The following is a 19,720-nucleotide window of genomic DNA, read 5'->3' as shown; positions in this document are numbered from 1 at the left end:
GTGCACGTACTCCTGGTGGAAGACGATGAGCCGGTCGCCCAGTCCCTGCGCCGCGGTCTGACCCGCTACGGCTTCGAGGTCGACTGGGTCACCACGGGCGCCGCCGCCCTGGCCCACCCCGAGCCCTACGACGTCGTACTCCTCGACCTCGGCCTGCCCGACACCGACGGCCTCGACGTCTGCAAGGCGCTCCGCGAACGCGGCGACGTGCCGATCATCGTGATCAGCGCGCGCAGCGACGAGACGGACCGGGTGGTCGGCCTGGAGCTCGGCGCCGACGACTACGTGTCCAAGCCGTTCGGCGTACGGGAGGTCATCGCGCGGATACGAGCGGTGATGCGGCGGATGCAGCCGCGCACGTCCGCCGCCGACACCGGCCCGGACCGCTACGGCACCCGCCTCACCGTCGACCGCAAGGCCGCCCGCGTCCGCCTGGACGGCGAGGAGGTCGCGCTCGCGCCCAAGGAGTACGACCTGCTGGCCTTCCTCACCGAGGAGCCGGGCGCGCTGATGTCGCGCGAGCAGATCATGGAGGCGGTCTGGGACGCGAACTGGTTCGGGCCGACGAAGACGCTGGACGTGCATGTGGCGGCGCTGCGGCGGAAGCTGACGGGTGCGATCACGATCGAGGCGGTAAGGGGTGTCGGCTTCCGCCTGGAGATCGCCAACGGCGATACCGGTGACGGCGTCTCATGAACCGCCAGCTCATCCGCAGCTACATCCTGCTCGTCGCGGTCGCGATCTTCCTGTTCACCGTGCCGGTGGCCTTCACGCTCACCAAGCAGCTGCGGGACGACACCGCGGTGTCCGTCCTCCGCGAGGCCAGGACCATGGCGCTGCTGCTGGGCAACGGTGACGGGACCTCGTGCGACGCCCTTGAGCAGATGGCCGAGGCGTACCGCACCCAGACGCCCGGCAAGGTCGAGGCGACCCCCACCAACGGCTGCGTACCGAAGCTGCCCCGGCCCGGGAGCGACGCGGCCCTGACCCAGGCCCTGAAGGGCGAGGAGCCCGAGCCCGACTGGGGTGCCGACTTCATCTGGGGCAAGGAGCTGGTGGTCACCGTCCCCGCCCGGGCGTCCGGCGAGGGCGGCGCCGTACGGATCGTGTACTCGACGAAGGACATGACCTCCAGGCTCTGGCAGATCTGGGGCTTCCGGGCGGGCCTTGCCGTCCTCGTCCTGGCGGCAGCCGCGGCCATCGGCGCGGTCGCCGCCCGCCGGATCACCGCGCCCCTGCGCGAACTCAACGACATGGCCAGCAAGTTCAGCGACGGCGACCTGACCGCACGGTCGCCGGTGACCGGCCCGCCGGAGACCCAGACGCTGGCCCGCACCCTCAACCAGGGCGCGGAACGCCTGGACACCCTGGTCGCCTCGCAGCGCATCTTCGTGGCGGACGCCTCCCATCAACTCCGTACGCCCCTCACGGCTTTGCGGCTGTCCCTGGACAACATCGCGGACGGCGTGGACGACGAGTTCGTCCGGGAGGACGTGGAGCAGGCGACCGCCGAGGTGGTCCGGATGAGCCGCCTGGTCAACGGCCTGCTGGTGCTGGCGCGGGCCGAGGCCAAGGTGACGGCCGCGGAGCCGCTGTCCCTGCCGGACATCGTGGACGAGCGTCTGGCGGTGTGGAGGCCGGCCGCCGACGAGCGCGGAGTCACCGTCGCGCTCAGGGGGAGTGCCGACGGCCGGCTGCTGGTGCTGTCCAGCCCCGGGGCCCTGGACCAGGTGCTGGACAACGTGCTCTCGAACGCCCTGGAGGTGTCGCCCGACGGCGGCACGATCACCGTACGGATGGAGCAGCAGGGCGAGGAAGTGGTGCTGTCGGTCCTCGACGAGGGTCCCGGCATGTCGGACCCGGAGAAGTCCCGCGCCTTCGACCGCTTCTGGCGCGGCCAGGGCCTGACCGGGCGCTCCGGATCCGGGCTCGGCCTCGCCGTCGTCAAGCAGTTGGTGACGGACGACGGCGGGACCGTGGCGCTCCGGGACGCTCCGGGACGCGGGCTGTGCGTGGAGATCCGCCTACGCGGGGCCGGTCGGTAGACCTCAGCTCTCCGGCATCGCCGAGGAGTGGTGGTTGACGATCAGCCAATCGCCGTCGATCTTCTCGTACGCGTACGAGTACCGCGCCTCGACGACTCTCTTCTTGCCGGTCTCGGGGTCGGTGAGCGTGAACTCGTAGACACCGGCGTCGATGGCGGAGTTGCTGTCGAGGACCTCGACGATCGTGTCGATCTTCTTCCCGACCGGCTTGTTCTCCAGGAAGTGGTCGAAGTAGTCGACGATCTCGGCGCGGTCGGTGCGGACCTGGTTGGAGACGGTGGGCAGCAGTACCGCGTCCTTCGCGTACAGGTCCGCCACCTTGTCCGAGTCGCCGGTCTGCAGGGCGGCGTTCCAGCCGTCGAACAGGGCGGCGATCTGCTTCTTGCTCGGCTTCGACCCCGAGTCGGAGTCCGAGCCGGCCAGGCTGACGCCGGCGGTGAACGTACCGACGGCGATGACGGCGGTGGCGGCGACGACGGCTGCGCGCTTGGTTATGGAACGACGGGTCATCGTTGTCTCCAGCAGTAGTGCGAGGTGGGGGTCTCTCCCTCCGCGTTCGGTGCGGTGTGGAGTGACTCCAGACTCTCTTTCCGCTGGTTAGGGCCCGTGCAGCCGAGATACAGGGCAGATCCAGCACTCGGCCAATTGACGTTCCGTAGCGGTACGGTTACGCGGCGCTCTGCCGACCGCGCAGCAGGCTCACCCCGGCGCCCATGGACACTACGCCCATCCCGACGGCCGTCATGATGCCCTGCGCCCCGTCCACGGCGAACGGCGCGACCGCGGCGACGGCGAGGTTGAAGAGGAAGAGGAACCACAGGGCGGGCTTGGAGGAGAGCAGCGACTTCATGACGTTTCCCTTGCGGTGAGGGCCATTCCGTGGCCGGTTGACCTTGTGCCCTCAACCATTCCGTTTTCCGGCGGCCGCCACGAGGGAGTGCCCTCCCGGACCGGTGGTGTAGCGGGCTACACCGTACGAGCCGCTCAGGCGTCGCCCGTCGACACCGAACCGATGTCCCCGCCGGCGGCGACGGACCGCTCCCCGGAGGCGGTGACGGGCCGCCCGCCGGCAGGCGGCGCCGAACCGGGAACGGCCGTAGGGGCCACGGCCTGGACACCGTCGCCGGTGGCGACCGCCCCGATGCTCCCGCCCGCGGCGACGGACCGCGCACCGCTCACGGTGACCGAAGCGTGCGGGGAGCCTGAGCCTCCCGAGAACACGGCGTAAATGGTGAGCGCCAGCCCCACCAACCCCGCCGCTCCCCCGGCCACGCTCGCCCACGGATCCGCCGCGTCGACGTCCAGCACGCCCCCCGCGACCAGCCCCGCCGCGCCCGCGACACAGAGCCCGATCCCCGTCCACATCAACACCTTCGAACGCCCCGTCATACGGCCATCATGACGGCCGGGGGGACCGAGGCGCAGGGGGTTGGCCCGGCGGCTCCGGCCGGGGAGGATGCCGATCATGACGACGAGCGGGTGGGCGGGCGACGTACTGCTGACGGCGATCGTCCTGCTCGGCTCCTCCGTCCAGTGGCTCACCGGCATGGGCTTCGCCCTGGTCGCCGTACCCGCACTGATCCTGCTGCTCGGACCGGCCGAGGGGGTCGTCCTGGCCAACTGCGCCGCCGGCGCGATCAGTGTCGTGGGCCTGGTGGGCGGCTGGCGGCAGGTTCGGTGGGTGGCGATGCTGCCGCTGTGCGTGGCGGCGGCGTGCACGGTGCCGGCGGGGACGTGGGTCACTCATCAACTGCCGGAGCCCCTGCTCCTGTTGGCCATGGGCGGGCTGGTGACCGTGGCCGTGCTGCTGGTGATGCGGGGCGCGCGGGTACGGGCACTGCGAGGCACCGGGGGCGCCCTGGCGGCCGGCGCGGCCGGCGGTTTCATGAACGCGGCGGCGGGTGTGGGCGGCCCGCCGATTTCCCTGTACGCCGTCAACGCGGGCTGGACGGTACGGGAGTTCGTACCGAACGCGCAGTTCTACGGGGTGGTCGTGAACGCGTTCTCGGTCGCCTCGAACGGGGTGCCGTCACTGAGTGCGCCGCGGTGGGTGTCGGTGGGGGCGGCGATGGTGGTGGGGGCGCTGATCGGTCGCGGGCTCGCGGGACGGCTGCCGGAGGAACGAGCCCGGCTGCTGGTGTTGGCGCTGGCGTTGGGGGGTGGGGTCACGGCGGTGGGGAAGGGGGCGTGGGGACCGTGAGCGGCCCCTCCCCGGCCGTCCGGTCTCGGGCGCCCGGCGGGCGAGTTCCTCGGAATCCTCGACCGGCATCTGGGCGCGCCGGCACCCACACCGGCCCTCGACCGGGGAAGACCGCCGCTGCGCCCAGCTCTTCATGGCCGCTCGACGCGGATGCGCTTGCGGTTGGCGCTCATGGCCAAGGCCCGGATGTCCTCGAGGTCATCCGTGAGGATCAGGGCGTCATCGTGCGTGAGTGATGCGAGGACGACCGTGGCATCGACCACGTCCGCCGTACCGTTCTCCTGACACAGAAGCGCCGCCGCTTTCGCGGTGGTCTCGGTCAGTGGCAGGACAAGGCAGGGACGCAGCACCTTGTGCAGGTTGGCAGCCTTGGGACGGGTGTCCCAACACTGGGCCAGCACCCCCGCCGGAACGATCGGCCGTACGTCCGCGGCCAGGAACTCGTCGTGCTGCGCGAGGAAGTTCCGGTTGTTCTTCGCGGCGGCGAGCAGGGCACCCGCGTCGTACACGACATGGCTCATGCGGACTGTGCCCCCGTCGTGCCGCTCTCGCTCCACCCCATGAGGTCGGCCACACGGGCCCTGGCCCTGGCACGCTCTTCCTCTGTGAACATTCCGTACTGCTCCTGGTACTCGACCATGGCCTCTCGGCCATCGCGCATCCGCTTCCGGTGGCCCAAATAGGCCTCCAGCGCCCGGCTGACCACAGTCGAGATCTGCTCGTCCTCGGCCTCGGCACACTGCCGCAGTGCCTCGCCGAGCTCGGCATTCAGACTCACGCTGAACTTCACCTTCTCTGCCATATTACGAATGTAATCCAGGATCTCTGCTGGGACCACCGGCACGCGGAGGCGCGCGTACGTTCCCCCGTGTCACCGCCGTCACCAGTTCCAGCGCCTCGGCCGGAGACCGTTGGCGATGCGGTCCCGGTTGTCGCGGTAGTGGTAGAAAACGCGGTCCTCGATGGGCACAGAACGGAACGTGTCGGGCACGGGGCCGCCCGTAGGGCGTTCCAGCTTCTTCTTGAGGTAGTAGGCGGACGTGACGCCGAGGTGGGCGATCTCGGCGAAGCCCTTGGTGATGTCCTCGTCGGTCATCGGGTTCTCCGCGTCCTCCTTGCGGCAGTCCTCGCAGATGCCACGGTCGATCTTCACCGTGCGTTCGTCCTGGTCACAGGTGGCGCAGGCCATGATCACGCGGGTGACGCGGCCGCGGAGGGGGCCCGTCGGGGCCGTGGTGGTGTCGGTGTCGTTCTTGTGCGGGGGCATCTTCGCCTCCAGTCGTTTGCGGGCGAATCCGCCCGGGTTGGTGACAGTGGGTGGGAGCCCGTCGGTCAGGGCTCGGGTGATGTCGTTCGGCGTCGCGCCACGGGAGAGCCACTCCGCGGCGAGGGGTTCGAGGGACTGGCAGTCGGATGCGGCGAGAGGCATACGGGGGTCCGCGGCGCGGAGTCCGGCGAGTGCGCGGTACGCGGCGCTGGGCTCGTCGGGAGCCGACTCGTCCGGCGTGGTCTCGGGGGTCGGCTGCGGTGCCGGATCCTCGGTCCGGGCCAGGCCCGGCCGGTAGTCCGTCACGTCCTTGCCGTGCCGTTCCCGCGCAAAGTTCGCCCACCACTCTGGCGACCTGGGCGTACGCGACCAGTACGTTCGCGTCACCCACCGCATCGAGTTGTCCTCGACGGTGATGTGCTCCTTGATCCAGCGCAGGTGGCCTGCCTCGGTGAGGCGGTTCAGAGAGCTGCGCATCGACTGCTGGCCGTAACGGGGATGTTCCGCCGCGAGCACCTTGTGACCCATCGCGTGGCCGTTGTCGAGGTGGTCGATGAAGACGGCGACGTCGGCGTCACGCGGGAGCAGGTGTGCGAAGTCCGGGTCGGCGTGCGGGTCTTCGTCACCCGCGGAGCGCTTTCCGTAGCCCGTATTGGCCATGGGGTGAGACGGGGACGGCAGGGCGGGACTAGGGTAGGCGTAAGCCACCATCGAACTGTTCCTTCGATCGGTAGGTCAGGCCCCGGAGCCGGTGTTGGCGCACCGACCGGGGCCGATCTTTTTGCTCGTTTGCCGCGAACCTAGAGTGGCTTTACGTTCCGACGCAAGCCGATCACGGAACGTCACCCGTTCGAGGTACGACGCCTCAACTCACGTACAGACATGGTTGGTTGGGTTGGATTTCAACCAAACCAAGAACCCAAAAACCCATGGGAAGAGCTCGGAGCCCGAGGCTCAAGCTCCGGGCTGAACTGCGGAAATGAACGCCTCCCAGGCGGGGGCGGCGAGGTGGAGCTCGGGGCCTGAGGGGACCTTGGAGTCGCGGATGTGGATGCGGGTGGAGAACGCGACTTCGACGCAGGCGCCACCCTCACTGTCGCTGTAGCTCGACTTGAACCACTTCAGCTGCTCGCTCATGGCTGATCCACCATCCGCTCGATGAAACGGGCCGACTCAGCGGAACTGAGAGCCTGCGTGCGGATCATGCTAAGCCGCTCGGACGCACGGCTGACAAGCTCTGGGTCGGCCGACAATTCGCTGACGAACGGGCCTTCCGTGAAGGCGAAACGCTCGTGGTCGTGAGTCTCCAACAACACCATGGACCCCATGAGCGCGGCGGGGATGGCACGTTCGAACGGGAGCACCTGCACCACGACGTTGCGTAGCCGGGACACCTCCAGCAGGTGGAGCAGTTGCTCGGCGTCCGCCTGAGGGCTGCGCAGGGCGGCTTCGTAGACGACAAAGCTCAGGCCCACCGGAGGCTTCCGCCCAGTGAGGATCGCCTGCCGCCCCATGCGTGCCGCGATCCGCTTCTCCACCGTCTCCTCGTCCAGGGGCGGAACATGGTTCTCGATGAGCGACCGCGCGTACCCCTTCGTCTGCAGAAGGCCCGGGATGTATGTGACTTCGTACCACCAGAGACTGATCGCCTCCTTCTCCCGCTCCATGAAGTCCTGCGCCCGCGCCGGAAACTTCTCCCTGTGCAGGTACTCCTTGGCCGCGCTCAGCATCCCCTCCGCCCGGCACAACTCGTCCGCCACGTCGAGCACCCGCGGCGTCGGCATGCGTACGCCCTGCTCCATGGACTTGATGGTGTCCGGCGAGTAGTTGGAGGCGGCGGCGAGTTCCTCGCGGGTGATGTCCGCCTTCGTGCGCCAGCGCTTCATCTGGTTGCCGCTGTAGCGCCAGGCCACAGGCGGCTGGGAGTTGACGTTGTACTGACCCGACACAGCACGCACCTCCGACGGATACACCCCGGCGTGTATCACCTCAGTCGCTACCGAGCGTAGCTTCGCCCACGCCACTGTGTGACCATGACGAACGCAATTCACCGCCCTGACTGGATCCCGGCCTCCGGCCACCAACTTCGTCTCGCCGGCGTGCACTTCGACGCCGTACGGATCGAGGGCGTGCGAGGGGAAGTCGTCGCCGAGCGGATCATCGAGGCGGCGGACGGGGACGCGGGGCCGGTCGTGTGTGAGGCGGTCGGGTTCCGGTGGATGTACTTCCTGCTGGCGCCCGGGGAGGTGCGCAGGCACAGCTGGCCGCTCGGCGTGCAGCGGTTCGGGAGCAGAGGCGATCGTGCTCTCACGTACATCGGGATCCCGGCGCTCGACGGCAACACCTGGCCCCTGCGCTGGTACAGCGAGCCGACGCCGACGGCGCCCTATGTGGAGGCGGAGCGGTTGCGGGCGGTACTGGGGGCATAGGTCAGGGCTCTTGCGCACGCGCGACGGACAGAAGCTCGCGGACGTTCCTGGTCGTCGGGTGGTCCTCACCCAGCACCCGGAGACAGTCGGCCAGCGTCTGCTCGTACAGCCGAATCGCCCGCCCCAGATCCCCCGCCAGCCGGTACGCGCCGGCGAGGTTGCTCCCCGAGGACAGCGTCTCCGGGTGGTCCTCACCCAGCACCCGCACACGATCGGCCAACGTCCGCTCCCACATGGGAATGGCCCGCCCCAGATCCCCCACCATCATGTACGCGCCGGCCAGATTGTTCGCCGAAACCAGCGTGGTCGGGTGGTCCGCACCCAGCACCCGCGCCGAATCCTCCAACGTCCGCTCCCACAACGGGATCACCCGCCCCGCGTCCCCCGCCTCCATGTACGCGTATGCCAGGTTGTTCCGCGAAGCCAACGTGTACGGGTGGTCCTCCCCCAGCACCCGCAGGGAATCCTCCAACGTCCGCTCGAACAACGGAACCGCCCGCCCCAGTTCTCCCACCGCCATATACGCGCCGGCGAGATTGATCCGCGAACTCAGCGTGTACGGGTGATCCTCACCCGACACCCGCGCGAAATCCTCCAACGTCCGCTCCCACATCGGAATCGCCCGCCGCGCATCCCCCGCCTTCTCGTACGCGCCTGCCAGGTTGTTCCGCGCACGCAGCGTGTCGGGGTGATCCTCACCCAGCACCCGTACCGAAGCCTCCAACGTCCGCTCGAACAACGGAATCGCCCGCCCCAGGTCCCCCGCCGCCATATAGGCGTAAGCCAGGTTGTTCCGCGAACCCAGCGTGTACGGGTGATCCTCACCCAGCATCCGACTGGCCGCCGCCAGAGAACGGCTGTAGTAGCCGGTGGCCTGACTCACCTTCCCCTGCTCAAGGAGGAACTGCCCCGCCTGCCTGAGAATCAGGTTGATCTCGGCGGTATCCACCCCCGGGTCCTCCGGGGCCTCCGTGTCGACAAGCGCTTCGACGTGGGGCAGCAGAACTCTCCACGTGGGCCAACCCGCAACGCCAAAGGCGGCATCACCAGGAAGCTTGTCGAGCATCAGCTTCGCAGCGAGGTCATAGGCAGCCGTGATGCGAGCCTGATCGCGATGGGGATCGCCCCCCGGCTCCGACGCGGTGCGCGCCACCGTCTGGACCAGACGGTGGACGCCGACGCCCGCCCGGTCGAGCGTGATCATGTTGTAGTCGGCCAACAGCCCCAGGAGCTGGGCGAGGTCGATCGGATCCTCGGCGAGCGGTGCGAACAGGGCACGGGGGATGCCCGTCGGGGCGTACCACGCGGCGATCTGCAGGATGTCCACGGCCCGGGGGTCCCGTTCCTGGAGCGCGTCCAGGGTGATGCGCCAGATCCGCGCCACCGTCCGCGCCGGATCCGAGCCTCCCGGTGCCGCGTCCGTGGTGCGCTCGGGGCGCCGGCGCAACATGTCGCGGTACTCGGCGATCGTGATCCCGGTCTGCGCGATGAAGGCCCCCGCCTGTTCCAGGGCGAGGGGAAGATGGCCCAGGTCGTCCGCCAGCGCGCGGGCCTCGTCCTCGTCGTCGGCCCCGCCGAGGCGTGACAGAAGGGTCAGCGAGGCCTCCTCGTCCAGCACCGGCAAGGCGATGGGATCACACACCCAGCCCCTCTTGTATCGGCTGGTGATCAAGTGGCGTCCGGATGCCCGGAGTTGTCCCGTCCAGACGTGCACGTCCTCCGGCTTCGCCGCGTTGTCGAAGACCAGGAGCCACCCCGGATGCGTCTGCAACCACCCGACAGCCCACTCGGCAGCCTGAGCGGTCGTGAGGTCGGCCCCCTCTCCGCCCCGCAGGCGGAGCGTGAGAGCGGCGAAGCCCGCCTCGATCAGCTCTGGGGTGTCCGCGCGGATCCACCACACCAGCCGGTACGCCCCCGCATGGTCGTGCGCGTAGTGCAGGGCGAGCGTCGTCTTCCCGACACCGCCGAGTCCGTGCACGGTCTGCGTGATCGTCTGCGAGTCCGCGGCAAGGGCTCGCTCCAGCTCTGCCATCGCCTCCGCCCTGCCGACGAAGATCGGCGACGGCGGTTCCGGCAGGTTGTTCACCCCTCGCGGGACGTCCACGTCGTACGCGGTACGCGACCGTCCGGGTTCCACAGCCGTGATGTCCTCCGGGACCAGTTCGCCTCCGGCGGCCTTCACCGCGATGGCGAATCCGGGACGAGCCGCCAGCGATACGACGGACACGGCTGTCAACTGGTCCGCGTCGTAGTCCCGTTGCCGGTCGGTCGTGACGACCCCGATGAGCCGCCCCCGCGCGAACAACGCTGCCCCCGAAGCCCCCGCCCACCGCGACCGCTCGTCCGGCCTGCTGGGAACGGCGACTCCGTCGACGTAGGCCGTGATCAGCCCAATGGACTTGAGCCCGGTCAGGGTCTCGATGTGGCCGCGGATCTCCTTGGTGTCGCGGACCCCGTCCCGCGCCTCCGCCCGGGGAAACCCGACCGCGACACACCCCAGCCGCTCATCCCTCACCACCGACCCGTCGATCCGGCCCCACCGGACAGGCTCGCCGCCCGGCGGCGGCCGCCATCCCGGGTCCGTGATCCTGATCAACGCCCCGTCGGCCTGCGGCTCCCGCTCCAGATCGGGCGGGATCTCCGGCCACAGCACCTCGGCCGTGGCCCACGTCAGCTCCTCGGAACCCAGCCGCCGGACCTCCAACACCCCGCGACCCAGCACATTGTGGAGAGCCGTCAGCACCAGCCGTTCCGCCACGAGGTACCCGGTCCCCGAGCACTTCCCGGTCGGGTTCCAGACCTCGACGACCCGCCGTACGTCCACCGGCCGCTCCCCTCGTGATCCTCGTCAGTTGGGGCGTTCCCCCGAGTCGTCCGCGATACGCAGATCCGTGCCCTCGGCGTCGACCGGCTGGAGTGTGATCTTCACGCGGTTCGTCGTGCCCTTGGACCGCGACGCCTTGGCCTCCGCCCCGAACGGCAGAACCAGCACCTTCGCCCGAGCCTCCCCGTCCTTCTTCACGTCCACGGAGAACTCGACCTCGACGGGGCCGGTTCGGAACTGGATCTCTTGCCCTGCCCCGTCCCGCGTCGCCTGCTGGAGCTCCGCCCGGATCGCTCCGATCGCCTCGGCCAGCCCCGCCCACGTCTCGTCCGCCACGAAGGCCCCCTTGATCCCCGTACACGCATGGTGGGACGGAGCGTACTCTCCGCGTCCCACGCCCTTCATGACAACGCGGCCTCACCCAGGCGAAGTTGCCCGTTCATCGGTCAGGCCAAGCCGGCCGTCCGGTCGCCGTACTCGGTCGTCACGGTGAACCTGGCCCAGAGCGCCTCCACGTACGCACGCATCGTCTCCAGATCATGGATCTCGCCTCGCTCGAGCTGAGAGACCCGAGCCTGGGACTCATCAGTTCACGCCGAACAGAGACGTGAGGCCCTGGTCGAGGACCGCGTCCACGGCCTCGGTGCCCGGCGCGACCACGGTGTACGAGCGCCGCAGGAAGCGGCGCAGGACGAGGGTGTCGAACCAGATCAGCGCCACGCCCTGCGGTGCGTGGAACTCGACGAACGTGCGGCGGGGTCCGCAGGGCCAGATGTGCACGCTGCCGATGCCGGCCGGAGTGCCGAGGCCCTCTTCCAGGAGGGCGCGGGCGAAGGTCCAGGTCACTTCCTCGCCGTCGAGGGTGACATGGGCCGGGAAGCCGATGTGCACGGCGAGCGGGTCGGCGGCGGTGTAGCGGAGGGTGGCCGGTATCGCGCGTTCGCGGTCGTCGGAGGTGACCAGGCGGGCGCCGATGGGCTGTTCCATGGTGACGTTCATGCCAGTGAGAGCGCGCGGAGTGGCTCCTGATTACGCCGTTTCCGGGGGCAACCTGTGTGACCTGCGGCACGTTCGGCCACGACCGGCCATGACCGGGCGTCGGAACCCCCGGCCCGCAGCCGACGCCCTCGGACACCGGAGACGACTGCGGGCACTGACGGTGACGCTACGGCGCGCTACTTGGCCTGGGGCAGGCCCAGCGGGCCGCCGATCTCCTCCGCCATCACGCGGCCCGCCTCGAACTCGAGGGTCTCGTCGCCCATCGCCTGGTCCGTGTCCAGGCCGTCGAGCTCCTCCAGGGGCTGGTTCAGGCGGACGTGGGCCACCACCGACTGGAGTGCGCGCAGGGCGGCCGACGCCGTGGAGCCCCAGTTGGAGAAGTAGGAGAACTGCCACCACCACAGGGCCTCCGAGGTGCGGCCGGCCTTGTAGTGGGCCATGCCGTGCCGGAGGTCGGTGATGACGTCGGTGAGGTCGTCCGAGATGCGGGCGGGGACCGGCGCCTTGCGGGGCTCGTAGGGGTCGAAGACCTCGGAGTAGACGTCGATGGGGTCGAGGAGGCGGGCGAGGTTCTCCCGCAGGTCGTCCACGTCACCTTCCGGGCCGAGGTCCGGCTCGTAGCGCTCGTCGGGGACGATGTCCTCGTGCGCGCCGAGGCGGCCGCCGGCCAGGAGGAGCTGGGAGACCTCCAGGAGGAGGAAGGGGACCGCCGAGTCCGGCTCGTCGCCCTTCGCGACCTCCGTGACGGCCACCAGGAAGCTCTCGACCTGGTCCGCGATCTGGACCGCGAAGTCGTCGGGTTGCTGGGCTGCGTGCAGCGTGGCGTCAGACATCTAGAAGTCGTCTCCCCTCGAAGGCGCGGCCGAGGGTCACCTCGTCCGCGTATTCCAGGTCGCCACCCACCGGGAGGCCGCTGGCCAGGCGGGTGACCCTGAGGCCCATGGGCTTGATCATGCGGGCGAGGTACGTGGCCGTCGCCTCGCCTTCGAGATTCGGGTCCGTGGCGAGGATCAGCTCGGTGACCGTGCCGTCGGCGAGACGGGCCAGGAGTTCCCTGATCCGCAGGTCGTCGGGGCCGACCCCCTCGATCGGGCTGATCGCGCCGCCCAGGACGTGGTACTTGCCCCGGAACTCGCGGGTGCGCTCGATCGCCACCACGTCCTTCGGCTCCTCGACCACGCAGATGACGGTCAGGTCGCGGCGGGTGTCGCGGCAGATGTTGCACAGCTCCTCCTGTGCCACGTTGCCGCAGGTCGCGCAGAAGCGGACCTTCGCCTTGACCTCCATCAGGCACTGCGCGAGGCGCCGTACGTCCGTCGGTTCCGCCTGGAGGATGTGGAAGGCGATCCGCTGCGCGCTCTTGGGACCGACGCCGGGGAGCCGCCCCAGTTCGTCGATGAGGTCCTGGACCACGCCTTCGTACAACGGACTGCCCGTCCTTCCGTGCTTGCTGGGGGTCCTTCTGTACGTACGGTAGTTGGCCGATGCCCGTCTTAGTAAGGCAGGTCGGCCCCCGGTTTCGGTCGGCCCACGGTTTCCGGGACGTCAGAACGGCAGGCCGGGGATACCGCTGCCGCCGCCGAGGCCCTGCGCCAGCGGGCCGAGCTTCTGCTGCTGGAGGGTCTGCGCGTTCTCGTTGGCCGCCTGTACGGCCGCGACGATCAGGTCGGCGAGGGTCTCGACCGTCTCTTCAATGGATGCAGCGTCCGGGTCCACCACCTTCGGGTCGATCTTCAGCGCGCGGAGTTCGCCGGCGCCGGTGACCGTGGCCCGTACCAGGCCGCCGCCCGCCTGGCCGTCGACCTCGGTCCTGGCGAGTTCCTCCTGTGCGTTCGCCAGGTCCTGCTGCATCTTCTGGGCCTGCTGCAGCAGCTGCTGCATGTTGGGCTGGCCACCACCGGGGATCACGATCAGCTCTCCTTGGTCGGTACGGGTGTCCGTTCGGGATTCCCGTTCAGGTTTCCCTTTCGGGTTTCCCGTTCGGGTTTGCCGTTCAGCACGAGCCTACGTGCTCCACGCAGCCATCGCCCCAGCACTCTTTCGAGTGAGTGGGCCCGGAATCCTGTACCTGATCAAGGGCCTCTTCCGGGCGGAAAAGAGGCGAAAGCTACGCCTTCGCCACCCATTGGGCGCTAGGAAGGTAGCGGCGCGTCAGCATCAGGCGTCACGGTGTGACGCGGACTGTGTCACGCAACGTGATCGGTTGGGATGAGGGTAGGGAGTGCCGGGTGGGTCAGCCGGAGATGCAGCCCGAGGGTCCTCCTCAGGACGGGCGGGGTGAGGGTGCGGCCGGGCTGCGGCCGGGCGATCTGACCGGGCGGGCGTTTCCGCTCGGGGACTGGGGGGAGCCCGCCGTGCGGCTGGACGAGCTGTACCGGTGGGTGGAGCGGGGGGCGATGGAGACGGCGTCCTGGTATCTCGCGGACCGGGTGTGGAAGCGGCGGGGGGCTCGGGGGTTGCGGGCGGGGGCGGCGGGGGGTGCGGTGGCGGGGGCCGCGTTGCCGCTGCTGGACATGACGGGGGTGGTGGGTGGCGTCGCGCCCTGGGGGTATCTCTCGCTGCTGCTCGGGGTGGCGTGCGTGGGGGTCGACCGGTTCTTCGGGGTGACGTCCGGCTGGATAAGGGACGTGGCCACGGCTCAGGCCGTGCAGCGGCGGCTTCAGGTGCTTCAGTTCGACTGGGCCTCGGAGTGTGTGCGGGAGGTGTTGGGGCCGGCGGACGGGACGGCGAGTGAGGCTGCCGAGCGGTGTCTGGGGGTGCTTCGGCGGTTCTCCGAGGACGTGACGGAGCTGGTGCGGACGGAGACGGCGGACTGGATGGTCCAGTTCCGGACGGGTGCGGCGCCGCTCGGTATCCAGTCGGCGGTGGTCGTGGGGCAGCGGACGGACTCGGGGGCTTCTCAGGGGCGGTTTCCGTTGCCGCCGGGGGCGGGGGCTCGGCCCAACATGCCTCGGCAGCGGCCGCCGGAGCCGCGGTGACGGGGCGTGTGGTGGTCGGCGTGGAATTTTCCTCGCCCCCGCCGCCCCTACCCGTCCCATCCCCAGGGACTCCGCCCCTTCAACCCCGCCAGGGGCTCCGCCCCTGAACCCCGCCGGGGGCTCCGCCCCTGAACCCCGCCGGGGGCTCCGCCCCTGAACCCCAGCGCGGACCGCCGTCCCCTGCACCCCAGCGCGGACCGCGTCCTGCAGCCCTTGCGGGGCTCCGCGGCTGCACCCAGAGAGGATTTGGTCACTGCTGGGTGTACGTCAGCCTCTCGTCCGTGCCGGTGTTCGTGCGCTCCAGCGAGCCGTCCGGCAGCAGGGTGATCTCGGTCGGCGCTCCCGGAGAGCAGGACGAGCGCGGCTCTCCGCTGGTGACCGTGGACGGGCCGATGCTCAACGGGCCCTCGCCGCTCGGCTCTTCGGCCAGCTCCGCCTGGAAGACGCAGTGATACGTGCCGTTGGCGGTGGGGCCGTCGGCGACGAGCGACAGGACCGTGTCGCCCGTCTCGCCCTGCCGCAGGGTCAGTTCGCGGGTGTGCAGGCCGTCGGCGTTGTCGATCGTCGTGGTCCAGGTGCCGAGGTAGTCGGCGGGGATCGCGCCGTCGGACGGCGGGGCGGAAGTCGTCGGCTGTGAGGGAGACGGTTGTTCTTCGGGCGTGCTCCGGCCGGGAGTCGTGGGCGCGGTCGCGGAGGGGGTGGTGGTCCCCCCGGCTGTCTCCTCGCCGCCGTCGCCGTCACCGCCCAGCAGGGCGTAGACCGAGCCGCCGGCGGCCAGCGCCACGACCAGGGCGACGAGGACGAGTACGGCGGTGGAGCGGCGGTTCCTTCTGGGCTCCGGAGGGCCGTAATGCGGGGTGACGGCGGTCGCGGGCGGGCCGTAGGGCGGGGTCTGGCCGAGGCTGCCGTACGGGTGGTGAGGGTGGTTGTACGGCGGCGGGGTGCCGGGCTGTTGCGGATAGCCGTACGCCGAGGGCTGCGGGTGTTGTTGCGGGTAGCCGTACGCGGGGTGGGCCGGGACGGGCGGGGACGGGACGGGCAGTCCAGGGGCGGGCGGGGCGCCCGGACCGCCCTGGCCTGCGACGACCGTGGGCAGGTGGTCCAGCCGCCCGCCGCTGCCCGGCTCCCCCGGCACGGGCGGGCCGGGGGGTACGCCGGGGGCCTGGTTCGGAATGGGAGGAGGGTTCGGGGACGCAGACGAGCCGTCGGCAACGGCGGCGTGTTCGGGAGACGCCTCAGGGGACACAGAGGGCGAACCGGGAACCGGCCCCGCACCCCCACCCACCCCTTCCGGATCCTCCGTATCCAGCAACCGCACCGCATGCCGCCCCAGTTGAGCCACCAGCACCCCCGGCAGCCAGGGGTCTCGCGAGCGCCCCATGAACACCGTGTCCTCCGCCTCCGTACGCTCCAGGATCCGGTCCAGCGTCGGACGCGCCCCCGGTTCCTTCTTCAGGCAGGCGCGTACGAGGTCGGCGATGCCCTCGGGGACGCCCTCCAGGTCGGGCTCCTCCTGGGCGATGCGGAACATCAGGGCGTGCACGCCGCTGTTGGCGGTGCCGAAGGGGAGTCTGCCGGTCGCGGCGTACGCCAGCACCGAGCCGAGGCAGAAGACGTCGCACGCGGGGGTGATCCGGTCGCCCCGCACCTGCTCGGGCGCCATGAAGCCCGGCGAGCCGACGAGCGCGCCGGTCCTGGTCAGTCCCCCGTCCGTCACCGTCTCCAGGGCCCGCGCGATGCCGAAGTCGATGACGCGGGGGCCGTCGATGGTCACCAGCACGTTGGACGGCTTGAGGTCGCGGTGGACGATCCCGGCGGCGTGGATGTCCTTCAAGGCGTTCGCCAGACCGGCACCGAGGATGCGGACGGAGCGTTCGGGCAGCGCCCCGTGGTCGTGGCCGACGACCTGCTGGAGGCTCGGCCCGGCGATGTACCCGGTGGCGACCCACGGCACGGCGGCCTCGGTGTCCGCGTCGAGCACGGGCGCCGTCCAGTACCCGCCGACCTGCCGCGCGGCCTGCACCTCCTGCCGGAACCGGGCCCGGAACTCGTCCTGCGCGGCCAGTTCCTCCCGTACGAGCTTGACGGCGACCGTGCGCCCCCGGTCGGACCGGGCCAGGTACACCTGCCCCATCCCGCCGGCGCCGAGCCGCGCCAACAACCGGTACGCGCCGATCCGTTGTGGATCCCCAGGCCCCAGTTTCTCCATCGTTGCGCCGCCTTCCCCCGCCCCGCACGTGAGCAACAGCCCGAGGATAGTGCGCGGCCACACCGCGGTGAGCTGGGGTTTGTCTACGGTTCCGTAACAGGCGGGCCCAGCTCTTCGAGCACCTTGGACAGCCGTTCCAGCACCCGTACGGCGTCCGCCAGGTCTGCGTCGTCGCCGTACGCCCGGGCCAGTCGCTCGGCGAAGGCCGCGTGCCCGGGGTCGATGCGGGACACCGCCGCCCGCCCCTCCTGGGTGGGCGCCAGCAGCTTGGCGCGCCGGTGCGCGGGGTTGGGCCGGTACTCGGCGAGCCCCTTGTCCACCAGCAGATCGGCGATGCGCTGCACGCTCTGCCGGGTGATGCCCATCGCGCGCGCGACCCCGGCGACCGGCAGCGGCTCACCGAGCACCGCGCCGAGCACCTGCCACCAGGCGGCGGTGAGCCCGGCGGGCTTGGCCAGCTCCTCCGCCACGGCGAGGAACTGGCCGTTCAGCCGGAAGACGCCGAGCGCACTGCGGCTGAACAGGTCCTGCCGCTCTCGGCTCACTGCTGCGTACCCGCCTTCTCCAGTACGGCGTACGCCTCGACGTCGGAGTGGTGGAACAGCCGGTACCAGGCGTCGAGCACCTCGCCCTCGTACACCCCGAGCAGTCCGAAGATCTCGCGCGCGAAGGCGACGGGCTCGGTCGGGCCGGCGGTGATCAGGCCGCGGTCGGTGACGGCGTCCGCGTCGACGTACCGCCCGCCGCCGCCGTAGCCGGTCGCGGCCAGGTAGAAGGAGACCGCGCTGGTGTGCTCACGGTCGTCGAGCAGCCCCTCGCGGGCGAGGCCGGCGGTGGCCCCGCAGATCGCGGCCACGGGCACGCCGGCGTCCAGGAACTCCCGCGCCTTGCGGGCGAAGGGGGCGAGGTCGTCCGAGGTGTCCCAGAGGTCGGCGCCCGGGAGGATCAGAAGGGAGCTGTTCTCGGGGCGCACGTCGTCCAGCGCCAGGTCGGGCTGGACGCGCAGACCGCCGATGGATGTCACCGGCTCCACGGTCGGGCCGACCGTACGGATCTCGTAGCCGGCGCGGGCGAGGTACGCGGTCGCGTGGCCGGTCTCCCAGTCGGCGTAGGTGTCGTACACGGCGTGATGCACGGGCTTGCGATCACCGCTGCTCATGACTGCCTCCTCATTCACTGACCACCTGATGACAACATCCTGTCATTTCGACAGGAAGCTGTCAACACTCTCGACCGGGCCCCCTTCGGCCTTCGACAACCTGTCGCGGAAACCCCCCGTCCACAGACAGGACGCCAATACCGCTTCCGCATCGCGGACATTTACGCTCACTCCCATGACCCCTCAGCCAAGCCCCGAGGTCGGCGCCGCCGTGAAGGCCGCGGACCGTGCGCATGTGTTCCACTCCTGGTCCGCGCAGGAGCTCATCGACCCGCTCGCCGTCGCCGGCGCGGAGGGGTCGTACTTCTGGGACTACGACGGCACGCGGTACCTCGACTTCACCAGCGGGCTCGTCTACACCAACATCGGCTACCAGCACCCGAAGGTCGTCGCCGCGATCCAGGAGCAGGCCGCGACGATGACGACCTTCGCGCCCGCGTTCGCGATCGAGGCGCGGTCGGAGGCCGCGCGGCTGATCGCCGAGCGGACGCCCGGCGACCTGGACAAGATCTTCTTCACCAATGCCGGTGCCGACGCCGTGGAGCACGCGGTGCGCATGGCGCGGCTGCACACGGGGCGGCCGAAGGTGCTGTCGGCGTACCGCTCGTACCACGGCGGCACCCAGCAGGCGGTCAACCTCACCGGGGACCCGCGCCGCTGGGCCTCCGACGGTGCCGCGGCCGGTGTCGTGCACTTCTGGGCACCCTTTCTCTACCGCTCCCGCTTCTACGCGGAGACCGAGGAGCAGGAGTGCGCGCGGGCCCTTGAGCACCTGGAGACGACGATCGCCTTCGAGGGGCCGGGGACGGTCGCCGCGATCCTCCTGGAGACCATTCCGGGCACGGCCGGGATCATGGTCCCGCCGCCGGGCTATCTCGCGGGCGTCCGTGAGATCTGCGACAAGTACGGCATCGTCTTCGTCCTGGACGAGGTCATGGCCGGGTTCGGCCGGACCGGCGAGTGGTTCGCGGCGGACCTGTTCGACGTCGTGCCGGACCTGATGACCTTCGCGAAGGGCGTGAACTCCGGGTATGTGCCGCTCGGCGGGGTCGCGATCTCCGGGGCGATCGCGGAGACCTTCGCCAAGCGGCCGTACCCGGGCGGGCTGACGTACTCCGGGCATCCGCTGGCGTGTGCGGCGGCCGTCGCGACGATCAACGTGATGGCCGAGGAGGGGGTCGTGGAGAACGCGGCCCGGCTCGGGGCGGACGTCGTCGGGCCGGCGCTGCGGGAGCTCGCCGGGCGGCATCCGTCGGTGGGCGAGGTGCGGGGCGTCGGCATGTTCTGGGCGCTCGAGCTGGTGAAGAACCAGGAGACGCGCGAGCCGCTGGTGCCGTACAACGCGGCCGGCGAGGCGAACGCGCCGATGGCCGCGTTCGGCTCCGCCGTGAAGGCCCAGGGCGTGTGGCCGTTCATCAACATGAACCGGACGCATGTGGTGCCGGCGTGCAATGTGAGCGAGGCGGAGCTGAAGGAGGGGCTGGCGGTACTGGACGCGGCGCTGTCGGTGGCGGACGAGTTCACGCAGTAGTTCGTGCGGCAGGTCGCGCAGTGGTTCAAGCAGCAGGTCGCGCGGTGTTTCAGGCGGTGATCGCGCGGTGATCGCGCGG

Annotated in this window: 23 protein-coding genes; 6 read left to right on the top strand and 17 right to left on the bottom strand. The window is 70.3% G+C overall.

Translation table 11 applies throughout. From position 1 onward, the window contains the following. Positions 1-696 (top strand): response regulator transcription factor, encoded by a 696-nt coding sequence (locus tag QFZ76_RS27860; protein WP_307676287.1) that lies wholly within the window; start codon positions 1-3, stop codon positions 694-696. After that, positions 693-2,045: a HAMP domain-containing sensor histidine kinase gene (locus QFZ76_RS27855; RefSeq protein WP_307676286.1), complete on the top strand. Its 1,353-nt coding sequence runs from the start codon at positions 693-695 to the stop codon at positions 2,043-2,045. Before QFZ76_RS27860 ends, QFZ76_RS27855 begins: the two co-directional genes overlap by 4 nt. A 3-nt stretch (positions 2,046-2,048) precedes the next feature. Here the strand turns inward: QFZ76_RS27855 and QFZ76_RS27850 are convergent, their stop codons facing one another. From QFZ76_RS27850 to QFZ76_RS27840, 3 genes are all read right to left on the bottom strand, one after another. After that, entirely contained in the window at positions 2,049-2,555 is a 507-nt protein-coding gene (locus QFZ76_RS27850) for an SgcJ/EcaC family oxidoreductase (RefSeq protein ID WP_307676285.1), read from the bottom strand. 157 nt (positions 2,556-2,712) lie between these two features. After that, positions 2,713-2,895: a hypothetical protein gene (locus QFZ76_RS27845; RefSeq protein WP_307676284.1), complete on the bottom strand. Its 183-nt coding sequence runs from the start codon at positions 2,893-2,895 to the stop codon at positions 2,713-2,715. Positions 2,896-3,029: 134 nt separating this feature from the next. Further along, entirely contained in the window at positions 3,030-3,434 is a 405-nt protein-coding gene (locus QFZ76_RS27840) for a hypothetical protein (RefSeq protein WP_307676283.1), read from the bottom strand. A 76-nt stretch (positions 3,435-3,510) separates the two neighbouring features. On the opposite strand from QFZ76_RS27840, the gene QFZ76_RS27835 reads away from it, so the two are divergent. Next, positions 3,511-4,245, top strand: a complete 735-nt coding sequence (locus tag QFZ76_RS27835) for a sulfite exporter TauE/SafE family protein (RefSeq protein ID WP_307676282.1) — start codon at positions 3,511-3,513, stop codon at positions 4,243-4,245. 131 nt (positions 4,246-4,376) lie between these two features. Here the strand turns inward: QFZ76_RS27835 and QFZ76_RS27830 are convergent, their stop codons facing one another. The 5 genes from QFZ76_RS27830 to QFZ76_RS27810 all read right to left on the bottom strand — a co-directional run bounded on the left by QFZ76_RS27830 (position 4,377) and on the right by QFZ76_RS27810 (position 7,398). Continuing rightward, a complete protein-coding gene (locus QFZ76_RS27830) occupies positions 4,377-4,766 on the bottom strand; it encodes a twitching motility protein PilT (protein ID WP_307676281.1) in 390 nt (129 codons plus the stop codon). Beyond that, entirely contained in the window at positions 4,763-5,047 is a 285-nt protein-coding gene (locus QFZ76_RS27825) for a hypothetical protein (RefSeq protein WP_307676280.1), read from the bottom strand. Before QFZ76_RS27825 ends, QFZ76_RS27830 begins: the two co-directional genes overlap by 4 nt. A 78-nt stretch (positions 5,048-5,125) precedes the next feature. Beyond that, positions 5,126-6,172, bottom strand: a complete 1,047-nt coding sequence (locus QFZ76_RS27820; protein WP_307676279.1) for a hypothetical protein — start codon at positions 6,170-6,172, stop codon at positions 5,126-5,128. A gap of 294 nt (positions 6,173-6,466) precedes the next feature. After that, positions 6,467-6,649, bottom strand: a complete 183-nt coding sequence (locus QFZ76_RS27815) for a DUF397 domain-containing protein (protein WP_307676278.1) — start codon at positions 6,647-6,649, stop codon at positions 6,467-6,469. Continuing rightward, the gene (locus QFZ76_RS27810) at positions 6,646-7,398 is read right to left on the bottom strand and encodes a helix-turn-helix transcriptional regulator (RefSeq protein WP_307680149.1); all 753 of its coding nucleotides are present in this window, start codon (positions 7,396-7,398) and stop codon (positions 6,646-6,648) included. Before QFZ76_RS27810 ends, QFZ76_RS27815 begins: the two co-directional genes overlap by 4 nt. Before the next feature lie 141 nt (positions 7,399-7,539). On the opposite strand from QFZ76_RS27810, the gene QFZ76_RS27805 reads away from it, so the two are divergent. Beyond that, entirely contained in the window at positions 7,540-7,941 is a 402-nt protein-coding gene (locus QFZ76_RS27805; protein WP_307676277.1) for a hypothetical protein, read from the top strand. 1 nt (position 7,942) lies between these two features. On the opposite strand, the gene QFZ76_RS27800 is transcribed toward QFZ76_RS27805, so the two are convergent. The 6 genes from QFZ76_RS27800 to QFZ76_RS27775 form a co-directional block, all read right to left on the bottom strand. Next, positions 7,943-10,765, bottom strand: coding sequence for a tetratricopeptide repeat protein (locus QFZ76_RS27800; RefSeq protein WP_307676276.1), 2,823 nt, complete (start codon positions 10,763-10,765; stop codon positions 7,943-7,945). Between the two features lie 24 nt (positions 10,766-10,789). Then, positions 10,790-11,101, bottom strand: coding sequence for a trypco2 family protein (locus QFZ76_RS27795; protein WP_307676275.1), 312 nt, complete (start codon positions 11,099-11,101; stop codon positions 10,790-10,792). Between the two features lie 249 nt (positions 11,102-11,350). Continuing rightward, complete coding sequence (locus QFZ76_RS27790; RefSeq protein ID WP_307676274.1) at positions 11,351-11,764, bottom strand: SsgA family sporulation/cell division regulator; 414 nt, start codon at positions 11,762-11,764, stop codon at positions 11,351-11,353. Positions 11,765-11,940: 176 nt separating this feature from the next. Next, positions 11,941-12,597, bottom strand: coding sequence for a DUF5063 domain-containing protein (locus tag QFZ76_RS27785; RefSeq protein WP_307676273.1), 657 nt, complete (start codon positions 12,595-12,597; stop codon positions 11,941-11,943). Beyond that, positions 12,590-13,189 carry a recombination mediator RecR gene (gene recR, locus QFZ76_RS27780; protein ID WP_266436168.1) on the bottom strand — a complete coding sequence of 200 codons (600 nt, stop codon included), beginning with the start codon at positions 13,187-13,189 and terminating at the stop codon, positions 12,590-12,592. Before recR ends, QFZ76_RS27785 begins: the two co-directional genes overlap by 8 nt. Before the next feature lie 120 nt (positions 13,190-13,309). After that, positions 13,310-13,672: a YbaB/EbfC family nucleoid-associated protein gene (locus QFZ76_RS27775; RefSeq protein WP_307676272.1), complete on the bottom strand. Its 363-nt coding sequence runs from the start codon at positions 13,670-13,672 to the stop codon at positions 13,310-13,312. A 320-nt stretch (positions 13,673-13,992) separates the two neighbouring features. Here QFZ76_RS27775 and QFZ76_RS27770 point away from each other — a divergent pair, with 320 nt between their 5' ends. Next, positions 13,993-14,742: an SLATT domain-containing protein gene (locus QFZ76_RS27770; RefSeq protein WP_307676271.1), complete on the top strand. Its 750-nt coding sequence runs from the start codon at positions 13,993-13,995 to the stop codon at positions 14,740-14,742. Positions 14,743-14,992: 250 nt separating this feature from the next. Here QFZ76_RS27770 and QFZ76_RS27765 read toward each other — a convergent pair whose 3' ends face one another. The 3 genes from QFZ76_RS27765 to QFZ76_RS27755 all read right to left on the bottom strand — a co-directional run bounded on the left by QFZ76_RS27765 (position 14,993) and on the right by QFZ76_RS27755 (position 18,110). Beyond that, positions 14,993-16,951 (bottom strand): serine/threonine-protein kinase, encoded by a 1,959-nt coding sequence (locus QFZ76_RS27765; protein ID WP_307676270.1) that lies wholly within the window; start codon positions 16,949-16,951, stop codon positions 14,993-14,995. 83 nt (positions 16,952-17,034) lie between these two features. After that, a complete protein-coding gene (locus QFZ76_RS27760; protein ID WP_307676269.1) occupies positions 17,035-17,496 on the bottom strand; it encodes a MarR family winged helix-turn-helix transcriptional regulator in 462 nt (153 codons plus the stop codon). After that, positions 17,493-18,110 carry a type 1 glutamine amidotransferase family protein gene (locus tag QFZ76_RS27755; protein ID WP_307676268.1) on the bottom strand — a complete coding sequence of 206 codons (618 nt, stop codon included), beginning with the start codon at positions 18,108-18,110 and terminating at the stop codon, positions 17,493-17,495. The genes QFZ76_RS27760 and QFZ76_RS27755 overlap by 4 nt, the downstream gene beginning before the upstream one ends. Before the next feature lie 175 nt (positions 18,111-18,285). Between QFZ76_RS27755 and QFZ76_RS27750 the strand changes: the two genes are divergently transcribed. After that, positions 18,286-19,641, top strand: a complete 1,356-nt coding sequence (locus tag QFZ76_RS27750; RefSeq protein WP_307676267.1) for an aspartate aminotransferase family protein — start codon at positions 18,286-18,288, stop codon at positions 19,639-19,641. Positions 19,642-19,720: the final 79 nt, after the last annotated feature.

This window comes from Streptomyces sp. V4I2 (assembly GCF_030817655.1).
Taxonomy (GTDB): domain Bacteria; phylum Actinomycetota; class Actinomycetes; order Streptomycetales; family Streptomycetaceae; genus Streptomyces; species Streptomyces plumbiresistens.
The sequence above is the reverse complement of the archived record's forward strand: the minus strand, read 5'-3'. Positions and strand labels throughout refer to the sequence as shown.